The sequence below is a fragment of the Mesorhizobium sp. M0698 genome (assembly GCF_040320455.1).
In the GTDB taxonomy this organism is placed as follows: Bacteria; Pseudomonadota; Alphaproteobacteria; order Rhizobiales; family Rhizobiaceae; genus Mesorhizobium.
This window is the reverse complement of the sequence record NZ_JAMYPQ010000025.1, coordinates 21690-39079: the sequence shown is the minus strand read 5'-3', so window position 1 is coordinate 39079 and position 17390 is coordinate 21690. Positions and strand designations below refer to the sequence as shown.

Genomic DNA, 17390 nt, shown 5'->3' with positions numbered 1-17390 from the left:
GCAAGGAGCAGACGATGTCGACCGCGAACCGAGAAACCCCTCGCCCTGCAGCCGGCCGTGCCGGCATAAAGAAGGAGCTGCCCGCGCATTTCAAAGACTACCGGCACGTTTGGGTTTTCATCGAGCTCGAACGCGGCCAGGTCCATCCCGTATCATTCGAACTGCTCGGCGAAGGCCGCAAGTTAGCAGACAAGCTTCAGGTCCAGCTTGCGGGCGTCGTGCTTGGACCGCCGGGAGAGGCCATCGGGAATGCCGTTGCCGAAGCGTTCGCTTATGGCGCCGACCTTGTCTACATCGTCGAGGCGCCGCTGCTCGCCGACTATCGGAACGAGCCATTCACCAAGGCGATGACGGATCTGGTCGATGCCCACAAACCCGAGATCCTTCTTCTCGGCGCCACCACACTCGGCAGGGATCTTGCCGGCTCCGTGGCGACGACCTTGCAGACAGGGCTCACGGCCGACTGCACCGAACTTGATGTGGATACCGACGGATCGCTCGCCGCCACCCGTCCGACTTTCGGCGGTTCCTTGTTGTGCACGATCTATACGCTCAATTTCCGCCCCCAGATGGCGACAGTGCGACCGAGGGTAATGCCCATGCCGCAGCGGGCGGACAAACCGGTCGGGCGTGTCATCCGGCACAAGCTCTCGGTAGCCGAGGACGAGATCGTTACCAAAATCCTCGGCTTCCTGCCGGATAGTCAGTCGGCAAAGGCAAATCTTGCCTATGCCGACGTCGTGGTTGCGGGAGGCCTCGGTCTAGGCGCGGCGGAGAACCTGCAGCTTGTGAAGAATCTCGCGCGGGCAATCGGCGCCGAGCATGGCTGTTCGCGCCCGTTGGTCCAGAAGAGCTGGATGCCAGCTGATCGGCAGATCGGCCAAACTGGCAAGACCATCCGGCCGAAGCTTTACATAGCGGCCGGGATTTCCGGCGCCGTCCAGCATCGGGTTGGCGTGGAGGGGGCGGATCTCATCGTGGCCATCAACACCGACCCGAACGCGCCGATTTTCGATTTCGCTCACCTCGGGATCGTCACCGACGCGATCCGCTTCCTGCCCGCACTGACGGAAGCCTTCACCCGGCGGCTGTCGCCCCACAGTCGCGATAAGCTTGCGAGCTAAGGGATGGACATGATTGAGGAACAATTCGACGCCATTGTTATTGGGGCCGGCATGTCCGGAAACGCAGCTGCTTACACCATGGCCAGCCACGGCCTGAAGGTGCTGCAGTTGGAGCGGGGTGAATATCCGGGCTCCAAGAATGTCCAGGGTGCCATCATGTACGCGAACATGCTGGAGAAGATCATCCCGGATTTCCGGGACGATGCGCCTCTCGAGCGGCATTTGGTTGAACAGCGGCTTTGGGTGATGGACGACACATCCCATACCGGGATTCACTATCGGTCGGACGACTTCAATGAGGCGAAGCCCAACCGCTACACGATCATCCGTGCCCAGTTCGATAAATGGTTTTCGCGTAAGGTGCGCGAGGCCGGCGCGACGGTTCTGTGCGAGACGACCGTGACGGAACTCATCCGTGACGCCAAGGACAGGGTGATCGGCGTCCGCACAGACCGGGCCGGCGGAGCCATCTACGCGGACGTGGTCGTCCTCGCAGAAGGTGTCTGCGGACTGCTTGGCACGCGGGCCGGCCTGCGTGAGATGCCGAAGCCGCAAACCGTGGCGCTCGCCGTCAAGGAAATGCATTTCCTGCCCGAAGAGGTCATTGAGGAGCGGTTCGGCCTCAAGGGCGATGAAGGCTGCGTGATCGAGGCGGTGGGCACGACCTCCCGCAGCATGGCCGGGCTCGGCTTCCTCTACACCAACAAGGAGTCGATCTCACTGGGCATTGGCTGCCTCGTCTCCGATTTCGCCGCGATGGTCGAGAGCCCTTACGTCCTCCTCGACGCCTTAAAAAAACATCCTTCGATCCGGCCGCTGATCGCCGGCTCGGAAGTGAAAGAATATTCCGCGCATCTCATTCCCGAAGGCGGCTACAAGGCTATTCCGCAGCTCTTTGGCGACGGTTGGGTCGTGGTCGGCGATGCCGCGCAATTGAACAACGCCATTCACCGCGAGGGTTCGAACCTCGCCATGACCTCTGGCCGCATCGCGGCTGAGGCAATCGTCGAGGTCAAGAGCCGCAACGGTCCTATGACCAAACGGAATCTCGCCCTTTACAAAGCCATGCTGGACAAGTCCTTCGTGGTCAAGGACCTAAGGAAATACAAAGACATGCCGGCCTTGCTCCACACCAATTCCTGCAATTACTTCACGACTTATCCGCGGTTGATGTCGCAAGCCGCGCAGAACTTCATGCGTGTCGACGGCACGCCCAAGATCGAGAAGGAAAAGGCGACCACGGCGGCCTTCATCAAGGCGCGCTCGCGCTGGGGGCTGGTCAGCGACGCGGTCCGCCTTGCATTGGCGTGGCGCTGAGGGGAGACGAAATGACGATCGCAGTGACGAAGTCACGTGTCGAGGACAAGCTTTACCAGAACCGCTACTTGGTGGATTCCGGCCGTCCGCATATCAAAGTGCTACCGCACGAGAGGCCAAGCGCGAACTTGCTTGCGCTGACCCACGTCTGCCCGGCGAAATGTTATGAGTTGAACGACAAAGGTCAAGTGGAGATCACCGCCGACGGCTGCATGGAGTGCGGCACCTGCCGGATTTTGTGCGAGACCAGTGGCGAGATCGAGTGGAACTATCCACGCGGCGGCTTCGGAGTGCTCTTCAAATTCGGATGACCGACGCACGCACCGTATCAACAGGGTCAATCTTGGTACACCTGAGGAACAGGGTCAATCTTGGTACACCTGAGGTCGGGCTGCTAGAATGGCCTCGCAACGAAGAGAAGCTCGTGAATACTGTGCTTTCAGAATTGAGATACAAAAGGAGGAGCACTCTGGACGACAACCCCTGAGGTGTTTCCATGGCTCACGTACCGCAAGATCGGGTCGACGAGGTAGCACCTCGGGATACCCGCCCTGAACCGCCCATCAAAAGCATGCCCCAAGCAGATATCGCGCTCAGGGGACTCTACGAGATATCGAAGGTGCTGACCGCCCCCAGCGAGCTGGAGATTACGCTCGCCAATGTCGTGAACATCCTGCCTTCGTTTCTGCAGATGCGTCACGGAGCAATCGTCGTCCTGGACGCTGAAGGAGAGCCGGAGATTGCCGCAACTGCCGGCAATACCCACGCACCTCAATCAGGCACTCGCCGCGTCATACCACAGGCCGTAACAGATCAAATCGTCGCTACGGGGACGCCGCTCTTCATCCCGGACGTCCGCAAGTCCCAACTATTTCAGGCTGACCTTCAAACGTCTTCGAGCAGCGGCACCATCCCAATTGCCTTTATCGGTATCCCGCTAAAGGCTGATCATAAGATCCTTGGGACATTGTCGATCGACCGCGCCGGAGACGGCGCCACCGACTTTCGCGACGACGAGGACACATACTTCCTGACGATGGTCGCCAACCTTGTCGGCCGGACCATCCGTCTCCATCGCATCCTGAGTACAGATCGTCAGCGGTCTGTCCATGAGCAATGGAGACCGGAGAAATCGCCCAACGAGGGTAGGACCTACGACCCTGCCCGGCATGCGGATGTCAAAATCGACGGGATCATCGGGGAAAGCCCCGCACTCAAGCAGGTGCTCGAAACCGTCTCGGTCGTAGCAGGGACCAATTCCACCGTGCTACTGCGGGGTGAAAGCGGCACCGGCAAGGAATTCTTTGCGCAAGCCATCCATAAGCTCTCACGTCGGAGGAAGAAGTCTTTCGTCAAATTGAACTGCGCCGCACTGTCTGAAAGCGTTCTGGAGTCAGAACTGTTTGGGCATGAAAAGGGCGCTTTCACGGGTGCTATCTCCCAGCGCGCCGGTCGTTTTGAATTGGCAAATGAGGGAACGCTGCTACTTGATGAAATCGGCGAGATTTCGCCGGCCTTTCAAGCCAAGCTGTTGCGTGTCTTGCAGGAAGGCGAGTTGGAGCGAGTCGGCGGCACCAAAACGCTACAGGTCGACGTGCGCCTCATATGCGCCACCAACAAGGACCTCGAGACGGCCGTCATAAAAGGGGAGTTCAGGGCCGACCTTTATTACCGCATCAATGTGGTGCCAATTATCCTGCCTCCGCTCAGAGAGCGACCCGGCGATATTCCACGCCTTGCGAACGCGTTCCTCAACCGATTCAACAAGGAGAACGATCGCGCACTTGCCTTCGCGCCGTCGGCGCTTGACCTGATCTCGCAATGCTACTTCCCTGGTAACGTCCGCGAGCTGGAGAACTGCGTCGAAAGGACGGCCACACTTGCGCGTTCAAGGACGATCACGCCATCCGATTTCGCCTGTAAGAAGAGCCAGTGCCTTTCCTGGCTCCTCTGGAAGCGAGCCGACCGCTCGAATGGCGGCAATGCCATCGACGATCTCGCACGGTTCAACGAAGTGCCGGTCGGATTGCGGCTGCCGGCCAGTCGCATCGGTGCCTCCGCAGGCAAGGTATCTCCCCTTGCGGCGGGCGATCCGAACGATCCCGCTTGTCCCCCGCGTCTGACGGAACGCGACCGGCTGATCGACGCGATGGACAAGGCCGGTTGGGTTCAGGCCAGGGCGGCTCGTATCCTCGGCCTCACGCCGCGGCAAATCGGCTACGCGCTGCGCCGGCATGGTATCGAGGTGAAGAAATTCTAGACGTTGTGATGACGTCAAACGTAAGCCCGGAGTAGTCTCCCTCACACTCTGCGCGCCCAAGGCTGGTAGCCTTCGCGACCCGATTTGCTTGTCCACTGTCGGAAGCCCGACAAAGGTGTGTCGGAGCAATCCACGGAATCCGACACGAAAGCCAATTCGTGAACCAAAACCGCTCTTTGAGCTGGCATAGCTCTTGCGGTTTGAACTGCGACTTCACCCAGCAACGGAGCCGTTCGATGTCCGCACCGGCAATTTCGCTTGAGAGCCTCAGCACGACATTCGATGACCAGTTGCTTGCCACCGTGAAAGCCGGTGGCTGCGCGACTTCGTCCTGCGGCTCGTCGATAAAGCCGGACGACACGGATCCGGCTGTCTGGGACAAGATCAAGGATCACCCCTGCTTTTCAGAAGAGGCGCATCACTATTTCGCGCGCATGCACGTCGCGGTCGCGCCCGGCTGCAATATCCAGTGCAACTACTGCAATCGCAAATATGACTGCGCCAACGAAAGCCGGCCTGGGGTGGTCTCCGAAAAGCTGACGCCCGACCAGGCGCTACGCAAGGTGGTCGCGGTCGCCAACGAGGTGCCGCAGCTTTCCGTGCTCGGCATCGCCGGACCGGGCGATGCCTGTTACGACTGGAAGAAGACGAAGGCAACGTTCGAACGAGTCGCCAGGGAAATCCCAGACATCAAGTTTTGCATCTCCACGAATGGGCTCGCGCTGCCGGACCATGTCGAGGAGCTTGCCGACATGAATGTCGATCACGTGACGATCACCATCAACATGGTCGACCCTGAGGTCGGTGCAAAGATCTATCCTTGGATCTTTTACGACCATCGCCGCTACGTCGGCATCGAAGCCGCCCGGATCCTGCACGAGCGGCAGATGTTGGGCCTGGAGATGCTGACCGCGCGCGGCATCCTCACCAAAATCAATTCGGTGATGATCCCCGGCGTGAACGATGAGCATCTGATCGAGGTGAATAGATGGGTCAAGGAGCGAGGCGCGTTCCTGCACAACCTCATGCCGCTGATTTCGGACCCGGCGCACGGCACGCACTACGGACTGAGCGGGCAACGCGGCCCAAACGCAATGGAGATGAAGGCTCTTCAGGATCGTGTCGAAGGCGGCGCCCAGTTGATGCGCCACTGCCGGCAGTGCCGGGCAGATGCCGTCGGCCTGCTCGGTGAGGATCGTGGCCAGGAATTCACACTCGACCGGATTCCCGGCGAGGTCACCTACGATGCCAGCAATCGCAAGGCCTATCGGGAGCTGGTCGCGGAGGAGCGCCGTGATCACGTGGCGGCTAGGAGAGAAGCGATCGGATTGGTCAAGGCAGCGAGCCCCGGCAAGTCCCTTCTCTTCGCAGTGGCGACCAAGGGCGGCGGCCGCGTCAATGAACATTTCGGCCATGCGAAGGAATTCCAGGTTTACGAAGCCTCGCCGAGAGGGATCAGCTTTGTCGGGCATCGCAAGGTCGAGCAGTATTGTCTCGGCGGCTGGGGCGGAGAAGCCGCCCTGGATGGCGTCATCGCTGCGCTTGAGGGCATAGATGTCGTGCTGTGCGCCAAGATCGGAAATTGCCCGCAGGATCAGCTCGCCGACGCTGGAATCCAAGCCACCGACGCATATGCCCACGACTATATCGAGACCGCAATCAGCGCGATTTACGCGGCCGCGTCTGGGACCCCCGCACTCGCGGCGACGGCCTGAGCGCGTCTCATCCATTCGGACCAGGAGTTAAAATGGCTTTCAAGATCATCGCATCCCAATGCACCCAATGCGGCGCCTGCGAATTCGAGTGTCCCTCCGGCGCGATCAAGTTCAAAGGCGAGAGCTATGTGATCGAGCCGCAAAAGTGCACCGAGTGCGAGGGGGTCTTCGATGCGCAGCAATGTGCCTCGGTATGCCCGGTGCCGAAGACCTGCGTTCCTGCGTGACGAACATTGGGCTGCCGACATGGTCGGGGATGCCTTCGCAGGACGCCTGGAACGCCTTGTTCACAATCTGCAGCCTCAAGAGAAATCAGGGAACGGACATGTCGCTCGGACGCGAAGAGGAGGTCGAAATCCGCAGGCCTCCACGATTCATACCGGGAGAGCGGGTACGTGCCACTCGCCACATAAAAAATGACGGCACCTATCCTGGCAGGGAGATCGGCGAAAATCTCGTGCGGAAGGGCGACGAGGGATATGTGCGCGACATTGGCACCTTTCTCCAGCAGTTCTTCATCTATGCGGTCGAATGGATCGACCGTGGCACCGTCGTCGGCATGCGAGCGCGTGAACTGATGAGCCTCGACAAAGCCGAGGCGCCCTGCAGTGCTGAAAACAATACCAATGAAGGGACGGCCAGATGAAAGTCATGATCCGCAGGACCGATGCTGGCTTGTCGGCGTATGTCCCCAAAAAGGACCTCGAAGAGCCGATCATCAAGCTTGAGAAGGAAGAGTTGTGGGGCGGAACTGTGACGCTCAGGAACGGGTGGCGGCTCCTCCTACCCGATCTTCCACGGGATACGCGTCTGCCGATCACCGTCGAGGCAAGGAAGGTTTCCGAAGAGGACTGATGCTGCCCGTTCATAAGGTGCGTCGCGAGGAAACGAGCATGAACACGATCCTGACATCGGGCCACCTGGTCATCGTGCGGGACAGTTTTGCCGAAAAGCTGCTTGACCTGGCGAAGGAAGCGCTCGCCGCCGATCAGGTGATCCCCTATCTCGGTCCGGGTCTTCTTGGGTTCAACTGTGCGGAACCGCCTGTGCCGCATACGCCCGAGGTCGTTGCCGCGGCACTCAATGCACGGGCGCCAGCCCCTTCCAGGATCCGCACCAATATGTGGTCGGTTGCGCAGTTCATCGAACAGCGCCGGCATCGCCGGACGCTTCAAGCTTGGATGACCGACATATTCGCAGCGCCGGTGGCGCCGACCCTCCTCCACGCCTGGCTCGCAAGGCTGCCGCTCTCCCTCATCGTCGACAGCTGGTACGACGGCGCGATGCGCACGGCTCTCGTAGAGACCGGCCGAACGGACGTCGTTGAGATACAAGGCGTCACGCGGGCGAACGAAATCCGGGACATTTGGACGAAAACCTACGATCTGTCCGGGAGGGAACTCGACCCCCGATCGGGGGCAAAGACGGTTCTCTATACACCTCACGGGAGTATTAGGCCGGCGCAAAACTTTCTCGTCGCAGATTCCGACTATGTCGAAGTCCTGACCGAAATCGATATCCAGACACCGATCCCAGACGTGGTGAAGGAAGGGCGCATCACCCGTGGATTTTTCTTCGTTGGCTGCCGCTTCAACGATCAGATGCTGCGCACCTACGCCAGGCAGATCATGAAGCGCTCCCGAGGTCCACATTGCGCGGTAATGGACGCGGAAACGCTGACCAGAAACGAAGCGCGTTTCCTTGCGGCAAGCGGAATCACGGTGATCGACATGCCAGTAAGTGAAGCCGCGGCTCGGCTTATAGGAACGGGCACTGCTGCAGGTGGTGGACAGGATTAACAATGGCGGGCCCCTTTGATGATTGGTCCTTCGGCTTGCCTCGAAGGCGCAAAATGCAGTCGGGAATACACCCGTGAGCAGTGATGCTATCGGCAGCGCAACGAACGCTCTGAATTCGTTGACCCATATGGAAGCGGCGCGCTGGGGCAGGGATTTGAGTACGCTGTTGCGCATCACGCGTATGAATTTGCGGCATCCCTGGCAGGTCGCCTTCGCTATGGGCTCGACGATCATGGCGGCAATCCTCCAGTTGCTCATTCCCCAGCTTCTCGGCCGGGCCGTCGACCAGACCCAGACAGCCATCGGGGGCGGTGTCGCGGGGACCGCGGCAGGACAAGCGCTCTGGACCCCGGCTCTCCTGCTGCTCGCCGTCAGCGCGCTACGCGGCCTTTTCACGATGGCGCAGAACTATTTTGCCGAAGCCGTCGGGCATCATGTCGCGTACGAACTGCGGCTCGCCTACTACGACAAGATCCAGCGTCTCAGCTTTTCCTTTCACGACCGGGTCCATTCAGGCGATCTGATCACCATCGGAATGCTCGATCTCCAAGGCGTGCGGATGTATTTTTCCACCGCGCTCGTTCGCGTGCTCCTGCTCACCATGCTGATCGGGATCGGCGCCTACATGATGATCTCGACCGATCCCATGCTCGGCCTGGTCGCGCTGAGCTTCGTGCCTTTTGTCGCCTGGCGCTCATCGGCCACACAGCTTAGGCTGCGCGCCACCTGGCTCGACCTGCATGAGCGGCTTTCGGTACTAAGCCGCGTGATGGAGGAAAATCTCGCAGGCATCCGCGTGGTCCGCGCTTTTGCGGCTCAAGCCTACGAGATGCTGAAGTTCGACGGCGCTTCCAAGAACGCGCTCGACCTCGCCCACGACCGCGTTGACATCTACGTGCCCAGCACGTCGGCGATGACCTTGTCCTTCTTTTTCGCAATGGGATTGGTGCTCTGGATCGGTGGCAGCAAGCTCGTCGCTGGCGAGATCAGCGTCGGAACGGTGGCGACCTTCCTGACCTTCATGACAATCCTGCAAATGCCAGTCCGCCAGATCGGCCTCATGGTCAATGCCTTTGCCCGCGCTTCTAGCTGCGGTTCGCGGCTTTTCGGTCTCCTCGACCAGGAGATCACAATCAGGGATGCTCTCGAGGCCAGACCGCTCGAGATAAGCGACGGCACTCTGCGCTTCCACAATGTCTCGTTTGCGTACCCCAGCGCCGAAAACCGCGCCATTTTGAAGAACCTCAGCTTTGAGGCCCGTAGAGGCGAGACGATCGCGATCGTCGGTCCGCCGGGTTCGGGCAAATCGACGATGGCTCATCTGGTCCCCCGCTTTTACGACGTGACCGGTGGCGCCATCACGCTGGACGGCCAGGACGTACGCAATGTCACCCTCGCGACGCTTCGCAAGGCGGTCGCCGTCGTACAGCAGGATGCATTCCTATTCACCACTACGATCGAGAACAACATCGCTTATGGCGATCCATGGGCGAAGAGACAGCGAATAGAACGCGCTGGCGAATTCGCCCAGCTCCACAACTACATCCTCGGGCTCCCAGCAGGCTACGAGACGGTCGTGGGCGAACGCGGCGTCTCTCTCTCTGGCGGCCAGCGCCAGCGTCTCACGATTGCTCGCACCATGATGCTGCGCCCCTCCGTCGTCGTTTTCGACGACTCAACGGCGGCGATCGATGCCGGCACCGAGCAGCGCATCCGCGCGGCGATGCGGCGCTTCGCCAAGGATCGGGTGACGATCATCATCGCGCACCGGCTGAGTGCGCTTATGCACGCCGATCAGATCCTTTTTGTCGATAACGGCGAAATCGTAGAACGCGGCACGCATCAAGAGCTTTTGGCGAAGCGGGGACGCTACAAGGCCCTTTACGATCTCCAGACGCGCCCGGGTGATGACAATATGACCCAGTATGGGGGCGCCCGCTGATGGCGCAGGGCCGCGCCGGCGAAGTCGAAGCCGAACGTGACGACGGCAGACGCCCTCCGCGCGCGGTTGTCGGCTCGCACCGCATCGAGGAGGAGATGTTCGGCCGGGCTTTCGACAAGAGCATCCTCCGGCGCATCTGGGCTTTCGTCCGTCCCTATCGGGCCAGGGTAGTCATCACGATTGCAGCAATGCTGATCTTCACCGGGACGCAGCTTCTCATCCCGTTGATCATCCGCTACGCGCTCGACCAGGGCATGAACCCGGCAAGGACCGATCGCTCAGCCCAGCTCGCGGCCGTCGGCGCGTTCGTTTTGGCGATTTTGGTCAATTTCGCTGCCGGCTACATGCAGGAAACCGTGGTTGGGAAAGTGGCCGAAACTGTCCTGTTCGACATCCGCCGCGCCATGTTTGGCCATCTGCAGAAGGTTTCGCTCTCCTTCATGGACAAGACCGAGGTCGGACGCCTCATGTCGCGCCTGCAAGGCGACGTCAACTCCATACAGGAATTCCTCGAAACCTCGGTATATTCCGTAGGCGATGTTGCGCTTCTCTTCGGCATCGTTTTCGTAATGCTGTGGCTCGACTTCCGCCTCGGCCTCCTGACGCTCTCGGTTCTGCCGGTCCTGGTGATCGTCCGCATTGTCTGGCTGCCGCGTGCCCGCGACGCCTTCATGGCCGCACACGAGACTAATTCCGTCGTCAACGGCGCGCTGGCCGAAGCCATTCACGGCGTGCGCACCGTCCAGTCAATGGACCGCCAGCAGGTGAATTTCATCCTTTTTGACGACAAGGCCCATGCCAACCTCAGGACCCACCTGATCGCTGCCAAATATGCACTGGTCATGGTGCCTATCGTCGATGGCCTCACCGGCCTCGCCATGGCCGCCGTTATTGTGGTCGGCGGCTCGATGGTCATGAATGGCCGCATAGATGTGGGCGTATTGGTTGCCTACCTATTTTACATCCAGCGCTTCTTTGACCCGATCCGCTCACTCACCCTGCAATATTCGGTCATGCAGCGCGCCATGGCCTCAGGCAAGCGCCTGACCGATGTGCTCGACGTCAAGATCGATGTTCAGGACAAACCCAATGGCGAGGTGCTTTCGCCCGAAATGGACGGCTCGGTCGAGTTCAGGGACGTCACCTTCGGCTACAATCCGAACCGTTCGGTGCTGAAAAATGTCTCCTTCCGGGTCAATCCCGGCGAGACGGTCGCACTGGTCGGGCCGAGCGGTTCTGGCAAATCGAGTGCGATGGCCCTGGTCCACCGCTTCTATGATGTTCAGCAGGGCCAAGTGCTGGTCGGCGGATATGATGTGCGCGATCTCACCCAGGAATCGCTCGGCCGCCAGGTCGCCATGGTGCTGCAGGAGCCATTCCTGTTCACCGGGACGGTCTTCGAGAACATTCGATACCACAAGACAGAGGCCACGCGAGACAAGGTGATCGAGGCCGCCAAGGCGGTCGGCGCCCACGACTTCATCATGAGCCTCGCCGACGGGTATGAGACCCAACTTGGCGAACGCGGCGACAACTTATCTCTCGGCCAGCGCCAGCTTATCAGTTTCGCCCGCGCCCTAGTCGCCGACGCCAAGATCCTCGTGCTCGACGAAGCTACCGCCAACATCGACAGCTACACGGAAATGCAGATTCAGAAGGCTCTGATAAAGCTGCTTGAAGGGCGCACTGGCCTCGTCATCGCCCACCGTCTTGCCACGATCCGGGGTGCCGACCGCATCATCGTGCTTCAGAATGGCCAAGTTATTGCGACTGGCAACCACGATCAGCTAATAGCCATGGGGGGCCTGTATTCCAAACTCTACAATCTCAACTACGCCTCCTTCGACGATATTCCCGAACACGATACGACCGTACAAGCCGGCTCCCAGACCTGACGTCTTGGCGGCCTTGTGGTACTGGCATTGACTTCGGGCGTGCCGGCGGACACAAGGCCGCCGCAGACGAGGAAGCAGGCAGCATTCATGCAAAGCACTCGCGCAGATCGTGAAGACCGGCTGCGAACGATTTCCTCCAGCATCGTTATCCGACCGCGGTGCACCCCGCGACATCGGGCGAACTCGCTCCAGGTGGTGTCGCTCGGCGTAGCAAAGCCGCTCGCGAGCGCGCCCTCAACAGCGCCGTAGCGAGTGACGGCTTTGCTACCGCCGAGCCGCTGATGAAGCTGGATCTGGGCGCCGCACCGGCGCCGCCCCGGGCGAGAAGAGCCTCTGCGGCGGGCTATGTGCAACGACTAGCGCGAGCCCGACGAGCAGACGCGCCCGCATCGTGACGCGCTCGGCTCCTTAGGATCGCGCAGGCTCACACGGCCCAGACGCCAGCCAACGCACAACCTGGTAATCTGTGCCGCCGGCTCGTGGTCAGTTTGGCCTCCCTCCCGATTGCCCGTCCCCACCACGTGCACGCTCGAGCACGTGGATGAGGGAGCGCTGTTACAACAATTTAACCTTCAGATCAGACCGCCAATTTCACGGTCAGACAAGTCGAGCCATGATTTCGGATTGAATGGTCGTCGCGGTGTACAGGGAAGCATCTAGCGGCAGATTTCCAAATGCCAGTTGACAAAGCAGGTAGTTGGCACCTGCCTCTTCCAACTGATCTAACAGAACTTTTCGCACAGATTCTGCTGATCCTACCACACACAATTCACGCTCTATTGCCGCATCGAAGGTCAGCGGCAGGTTTGGTGGAGTCGGGATGGCATTAAGCTCGTAAAGGAATTGGAAGCTCTTGAGCCATCGTTCGTAAGCAGGTGCCGCCAGCGAATAGGCATGTGTGTCACAACGCCCAACCACGACCATGCGGAGCAATCCAATAAATGGCGCTTGATCGCCCGCGCCAGCGTTGTCCTCTCGATAGGCGCGGAACGCATCAGTAGTTTTGCGAACAGAAGAGGAAGGTCCTACACACGCGATATTTGCTCCATTCGCAGCGGCCCAGGCTGCGGACTCGGGTCGATTGGCGGCGACCCATGTCGGCGGATGTGGACGCTGATGAGGTCTTAGCGTCAAAGGAACGTCATTGAGCTCAAAATGGCGGCCTTGATAGCACAGCGTGCCAACCTTCATGGCATTAACAAGTATTTCAACAAGAATTTCGCTGGCTTCCGCATAGCGGCCCGGCACCGCGTCCGCACCAATCCCGAAGTAACCCAATTCGATCGGGAGAGCACCGCGCCCTATGCCCAGTTCGAGCCTGCCACCGCTCAACTGGTCCAGCATACAGATCTCTTCGAACGCACGCAGCGGATGATAAAGCGCAAGCAGCATCACCAAGGGTCCGAGACGCAGGCGCCGGGTGCGCTGGGCGACGCTCGATAAGAACAGATTCGGCGATGGACCTCTCCCATGGGGGGTACAGTGGTGCTCTGCGAGATGATAGGCATAGAACCCTAGCTGATCGCACGCCTCTGCTAATATCAGGCGATCTTCGTACTGCCGGGCGATATCGAGGCCGTCCTCGTCCAGATGATCGAAGATGCCGAAGGCTAGGTTTGAAGGAAAGACGTTTGTCACTCGATATTGTCCCCGATTTTAAAGAAAAATGTTGTCGTGCTTGGGTGACCAAGCAAGTCTAAAGATAGCAATGTGTGATATCGGATTAGCGTCAGCGTACCGAACGAGCAGAGCCTGACGCTCCCCTGCCCGTGGTGCTTGGTATGTTTAAGCTTCCAACTATATCGCGAGCGGCAGCAAGAAATGCATCCAATTGCTCTTTTGTGCCGATGCTGACGCGGATGCAATGTTCCAAACCATTGTCCGGAAAGTAGGCAACGAGTATCTTTTGCCTTTCCAAGGCTGCTTGCCACCATGAGCCGTCCTGTCCCGCTGGCACACGGGCTAGCAAGAAATTTGCGTGGGAGGGCGTTACGGAAAATCCAAGTTGCGACAGTGCGGCTGTCACTCGCTGTCGTTCATGTCTGATGTGCTTGTGGTTCTCTGCGTAGGCGCCGCGATGCGCAAGCACGCTGATACCAACCGCATGCCCGATCACGTTCATGTTGAAGACGTTCTGGATGTTGCGCAGCCTGCCAATAATCTCAGGGTGACCGAAACCGAAACCGACGCGAATGCCGGCGGCGGCATAGCTCTTCGAAAATGTTCTCAAGATCAGAAGGTTCGAATAACGGTTGATGAGGCGCAGCCCGTGATCGGGTGCAAAGTCGACGTAGGCCTCATCAAGGACGACCAGGCGATCCGATTGTGCCACGAGGCGTTCGATATTGCTTATCGAGAGGAATGTTCCGGTCGGATTGTTTGGATTGGCCACCAGAATGAACTTGGCGTCTTTTGCCGGACCGGAAAGCAATTGCTCCATTGGCAGCGAATGAGTTTGACATCCGATCTCGAGAAACTCAGCACCATGCAACATGGCAAGTTTGCGGTTGAACGAAAACCCTGGCGATATCATCGCCACCTTGTCGCCAGGGGCGAGGAAAGCTCTGTAGATGAGTCCGAGCAGTTCAGACGACCCGTTGCCTGCGATGACCTGATCCGTGGATACGCCATAGGTATTGGACGCTGCTTCCCTCAAGCTGATGTTATCGTCGTCAGGATACAGATACTGGCGATTGAGGGCCGCCACTGCACTTTGCATTATGATTGGCGGCAACGGAAACGGGTTCTCATTCGTATTCAGCTTGACAAAACTTCTGTCCGGCGCTGGTCCGTTGGACGGCAGAGCATCTAACTGTCGCGTCCCTTGCGGAAGAGACGAAAGCACAGCTTGCAGTTTTGCATCGGACATATTTTATCTCCGTTTCAGTCGCACAGGGCATCCGTATGAGCTCGCAACGAGAGCAACATGGCGGACGGATTGACGATGGCAGCGTCGCCTTTCACAAGATGGTCGCAACGCCGGCTGCCACGGGAATTCGGCCAGGCTGTCCTCGGTCGGATCGACTTGACGCGGACGCGGATCTGCATCCCTGCGCGGGCCAAGCCGCTAAGCGGTCTCAGCTAATCCGCCTGAGTCATGCTTTCACAGACGCTTGATCTCGATGCCGTATTTCCTCAGCACGTAGCCAATCTGGCGCGGGGTCAGTCCAAGCAGGCGCGCCGCCTTTGCCTGCACCCAGCCACAACTTTCCATGGCAGCAATGACGCGCTCGGCGTCGGTGGTCCTCGCGCCCAATGAGTGGGTTGCGCCGGCAGGCGGGACTGTGGTGGCGGCCGAACGAGCGGCCGCATCCGGCGGCGTGGCCGGATTCACTGCCTCTGGCAGGATTGGCGCTGGTTGCAGCGCGGCCTTGCCCGATCTGCTCTTCCGCAGCGCCTCGGCAAAGCATTGGTCGTGGGAGCACGCAAAGTCGTTTCTCCCGATTGATAGTCCCTCCGCCAGGATCGCGGTCCGGTGCACGCAATTTTCAAGCTCGCGAATGTTGCCGGGAAATTCACATTTCATCAGTACTTCAATCGCACGCGGGTCGAAGGTCAGCGTACGGCCGTTCTCATCGTTGAAATTCTTGAGAAACTCAGCTGCGAGGAGCGGAATATCGCTGCGCCTTTGGCGTAACGCCGGCACCAGCAAGGGAACCACGTTGATGCGATAATATAGGTCGGCGCGGAACTCATTCCTTGCAACCGCCTCTTCAAGGTTCCTGTTCGTGGCGGCAATCACGCGAACGTCGACCTTGATGGTCTGGTTGCTGCCGACGCGCTCAAACTCCTGCTCCTGCAGCACGCGCAGTAGCTTTGCCTGGAAGGAGGCCGAGATCTCGCCGATCTCATCCAGAAACAACGTCCCCTTGTCGGCGAGCTCAAAGCGACCCTTGCGGGAATTGAACGCGCTTGTGAAGGCACCCTTCTCATGACCGAACAATTCGGATTCCAGGACTGTCTCTGGCAGCGCTGCACAATTGAGTTTGATGAAGGGCCGCTTGGCGCGCGGCGACAACTCGTGAATTGCCTTGGCGACCAGCTCCTTCCCGGTACCGGATTCGCCTCGCAACAGAACCGTGGTCTTTGCCTTAGCTACAACTGCGATCTTCTCGAGCAGCGCGCTTAGCGCCGGACTATCGCCAATCATTCCCTTGACGTGAACCTTCTTGCGCTGCGGTGCAGGGTGCTTGACATCAGAGAATTGCGTTTGCAGCCCATCTTCCACCTCCGTCGGTCGCTCGCGGTCGCCCGCGGAGAAGCGGTGCAACTTGACTGTCTGTCCCACCATGTTGGCTATCATGGTGAGCAGCCGGACATCATAATCGAGCCGATACGTTGACCTGCTGTCCAAGGCGCGGTCGATAGTCAGCGTGCCTACGGCGTTCCCATCAACACGAATGGGAACGCCGATGAAGGACACGGTGTCGGAGGCCCCAAGCACCTCTATGTCAGCGGCAGTGAAGGCCGAATGCACCGCTATGTTCTCGGCGACGAGCGGCGTGTCCGTCGTCACAATCAGATCGATTGCCTTGCGCGGCAGGCGCATCCGGGAGCGCTCATCGCTGTTCTCGTCGCAGCCGGTGACTACGGTGATGTCCAGTACGCCCTCAGCGTCGAAGAGAGCGATGATGCCGTGCCGCATCTGCACAAACGAGGGCAGGAGATCGACGACCTTGGCCAACGTGACTTCGAGCCGGGCGGGGTCGGTGAGTATTTTCGATATTTCGAAGATGCCGGTAAGCGCGTGCTCGTGCGATGGCACAAAAGGGACCGCGGTGTTCATCTCGGACTTTGGGTAAGCCCTTTTCGCATCCGGAAGCGAAATGCGGCACTCGCTGGCATTTTGTTCTGATTTGGGAATGTTGTGGTGCATATGATCCTCGATCTCGCGCCATGAAATGCATGCCGGCGGCATGTGCGCCCGCGACGTCGCGGGCAAGCGCGAAAATGCTCTGACGTGAACTCGTGCCACCGCCGTGTGGTCGAGTGCAAAGCGGGTCGACCCCTGACGCATCGCTTGGCTCTCCCTCCACGAAGCTTGGCCACGTTCTCGGCTTGCACGGGGGCAACCACACGTTGATTTTCAAAAGACTGGAGCGAGGCGGGATAGTCAATCGAGCTTTCTTTCATTCGTGAAAGGAAACCTCGCGGCCTATGATAGAATTCATCAGTTCTAATTTTTGTCGGCGATGTTGAACGACAGAAATACGGCGCCGGCGATGCGGTGCCCGAGCGGCTGACCGCGCCGAGTTGCCGGGCCGTGCCAGTCACCAGCGCCTGCGAACCAGGGGCGGGAGCGATAATCACTGCCGACGACACTGGTCGGTCGCGGCAA

Annotated in this window: 14 protein-coding genes; 11 read left to right on the top strand and 3 right to left on the bottom strand. The window is 59.4% G+C overall.

Features of this window, described 5'->3' with window-relative positions:
- Nucleotides 1-14: 14 nt before the first annotated feature.
- The 11 genes from NKI16_RS30010 to NKI16_RS29960 all read left to right on the top strand — a co-directional run bounded on the left by NKI16_RS30010 (nucleotide 15) and on the right by NKI16_RS29960 (nucleotide 12052).
- Complete coding sequence (locus NKI16_RS30010; RefSeq protein ID WP_352924238.1) at nucleotides 15-1124, top strand: electron transfer flavoprotein subunit alpha/FixB family protein; 1110 nt, start codon at nucleotides 15-17, stop codon at nucleotides 1122-1124.
- 9 nt (nucleotides 1125-1133) lie between these two features.
- A complete protein-coding gene (locus tag NKI16_RS30005) occupies nucleotides 1134-2441 on the top strand; it encodes an FAD-binding protein (RefSeq protein WP_352924261.1) in 1308 nt (435 codons plus the stop codon).
- A gap of 11 nt (nucleotides 2442-2452) precedes the next feature.
- On the top strand, nucleotides 2453-2752 hold the full coding sequence (locus NKI16_RS30000) for a ferredoxin family protein (protein WP_352480510.1): 300 nt from the start codon (nucleotides 2453-2455) through the stop codon (nucleotides 2750-2752).
- Nucleotides 2753-2937: 185 nt separating this feature from the next.
- A complete protein-coding gene (gene nifA, locus NKI16_RS29995) occupies nucleotides 2938-4701 on the top strand; it encodes a nif-specific transcriptional activator NifA (protein ID WP_352924236.1) in 1764 nt (587 codons plus the stop codon).
- Between the two features lie 236 nt (nucleotides 4702-4937).
- The gene (nifB, locus tag NKI16_RS29990) at nucleotides 4938-6416 is read left to right on the top strand and encodes a nitrogenase cofactor biosynthesis protein NifB (protein WP_352924234.1); all 1479 of its coding nucleotides are present in this window, start codon (nucleotides 4938-4940) and stop codon (nucleotides 6414-6416) included.
- A 32-nt stretch (nucleotides 6417-6448) separates the two neighbouring features.
- A complete protein-coding gene (locus tag NKI16_RS34150; protein WP_023678248.1) occupies nucleotides 6449-6643 on the top strand; it encodes a 4Fe-4S dicluster domain-containing protein in 195 nt (64 codons plus the stop codon).
- A 98-nt stretch (nucleotides 6644-6741) separates the two neighbouring features.
- The gene (locus NKI16_RS29980) at nucleotides 6742-7062 is read left to right on the top strand and encodes a nitrogen fixation protein NifZ (RefSeq protein ID WP_352639920.1); all 321 of its coding nucleotides are present in this window, start codon (nucleotides 6742-6744) and stop codon (nucleotides 7060-7062) included.
- Nucleotides 7059-7271, top strand: a complete 213-nt coding sequence (gene nifT / locus NKI16_RS29975; RefSeq protein WP_023678250.1) for a putative nitrogen fixation protein NifT — start codon at nucleotides 7059-7061, stop codon at nucleotides 7269-7271. Before NKI16_RS29980 ends, nifT begins: the two co-directional genes overlap by 4 nt.
- A 38-nt stretch (nucleotides 7272-7309) precedes the next feature.
- Nucleotides 7310-8215, top strand: coding sequence for an SIR2 family NAD-dependent protein deacylase (locus NKI16_RS29970; protein ID WP_352924232.1), 906 nt, complete (start codon nucleotides 7310-7312; stop codon nucleotides 8213-8215).
- Nucleotides 8216-8288: 73 nt separating this feature from the next.
- The gene (locus NKI16_RS29965) at nucleotides 8289-10157 is read left to right on the top strand and encodes an ABC transporter ATP-binding protein (protein ID WP_352924230.1); all 1869 of its coding nucleotides are present in this window, start codon (nucleotides 8289-8291) and stop codon (nucleotides 10155-10157) included.
- Nucleotides 10157-12052, top strand: coding sequence for an ABC transporter ATP-binding protein (locus tag NKI16_RS29960; RefSeq protein ID WP_352639923.1), 1896 nt, complete (start codon nucleotides 10157-10159; stop codon nucleotides 12050-12052). Before NKI16_RS29965 ends, NKI16_RS29960 begins: the two co-directional genes overlap by 1 nt.
- A gap of 597 nt (nucleotides 12053-12649) precedes the next feature.
- On the opposite strand, the gene NKI16_RS29955 is transcribed toward NKI16_RS29960, so the two are convergent.
- The 3 genes from NKI16_RS29955 to nifA (NKI16_RS29945) form a co-directional block, all read right to left on the bottom strand.
- Nucleotides 12650-13690 (bottom strand): LLM class flavin-dependent oxidoreductase, encoded by a 1041-nt coding sequence (locus tag NKI16_RS29955; RefSeq protein WP_352639924.1) that lies wholly within the window; start codon nucleotides 13688-13690, stop codon nucleotides 12650-12652.
- Between the two features lie 91 nt (nucleotides 13691-13781).
- Complete coding sequence (gene hisC, locus NKI16_RS29950; RefSeq protein ID WP_352542067.1) at nucleotides 13782-14921, bottom strand: histidinol-phosphate transaminase; 1140 nt, start codon at nucleotides 14919-14921, stop codon at nucleotides 13782-13784.
- A 234-nt stretch (nucleotides 14922-15155) separates the two neighbouring features.
- A complete protein-coding gene (gene nifA, locus NKI16_RS29945; protein WP_502897638.1) occupies nucleotides 15156-16928 on the bottom strand; it encodes a nif-specific transcriptional activator NifA in 1773 nt (590 codons plus the stop codon).
- Nucleotides 16929-17390 lie beyond the last annotated feature (462 nt).

Excerpts from the sequence above, each read along its gene's own strand:
- nifA (WP_352924236.1), top strand. The coding sequence starts at position 2,938 with ATGGCTCACGTACCGCAAGATCGGGTCGACGAGGTAGCACCTCGGGAT.
- NKI16_RS30010 (WP_352924238.1), top strand. The coding sequence starts at position 15 with ATGTCGACCGCGAACCGAGAAACCCCTCGCCCTGCAGCCGGCCGTGCC.
- nifT (WP_023678250.1), top strand. The coding sequence starts at position 7,059 with ATGAAAGTCATGATCCGCAGGACCGATGCTGGCTTGTCGGCGTATGTC.
- nifA (WP_502897638.1), bottom strand. The coding sequence starts at position 16,928 with ATGCACCACAACATTCCCAAATCAGAACAAAATGCCAGCGAGTGCCGC.
- NKI16_RS29960 (WP_352639923.1), top strand. The coding sequence starts at position 10,157 with ATGGCGCAGGGCCGCGCCGGCGAAGTCGAAGCCGAACGTGACGACGGC.
- nifB (WP_352924234.1), top strand. The coding sequence starts at position 4,938 with ATGTCCGCACCGGCAATTTCGCTTGAGAGCCTCAGCACGACATTCGAT.
- NKI16_RS30005 (WP_352924261.1), top strand. The coding sequence starts at position 1,134 with ATGATTGAGGAACAATTCGACGCCATTGTTATTGGGGCCGGCATGTCC.
- NKI16_RS29970 (WP_352924232.1), top strand. The coding sequence starts at position 7,310 with ATGAACACGATCCTGACATCGGGCCACCTGGTCATCGTGCGGGACAGT.
- hisC (WP_352542067.1), bottom strand. The coding sequence starts at position 14,921 with ATGTCCGATGCAAAACTGCAAGCTGTGCTTTCGTCTCTTCCGCAAGGG.
- NKI16_RS34150 (WP_023678248.1), top strand. The coding sequence starts at position 6,449 with ATGGCTTTCAAGATCATCGCATCCCAATGCACCCAATGCGGCGCCTGC.
- NKI16_RS30000 (WP_352480510.1), top strand. The coding sequence starts at position 2,453 with ATGACGATCGCAGTGACGAAGTCACGTGTCGAGGACAAGCTTTACCAG.
- NKI16_RS29980 (WP_352639920.1), top strand. The coding sequence starts at position 6,742 with ATGTCGCTCGGACGCGAAGAGGAGGTCGAAATCCGCAGGCCTCCACGA.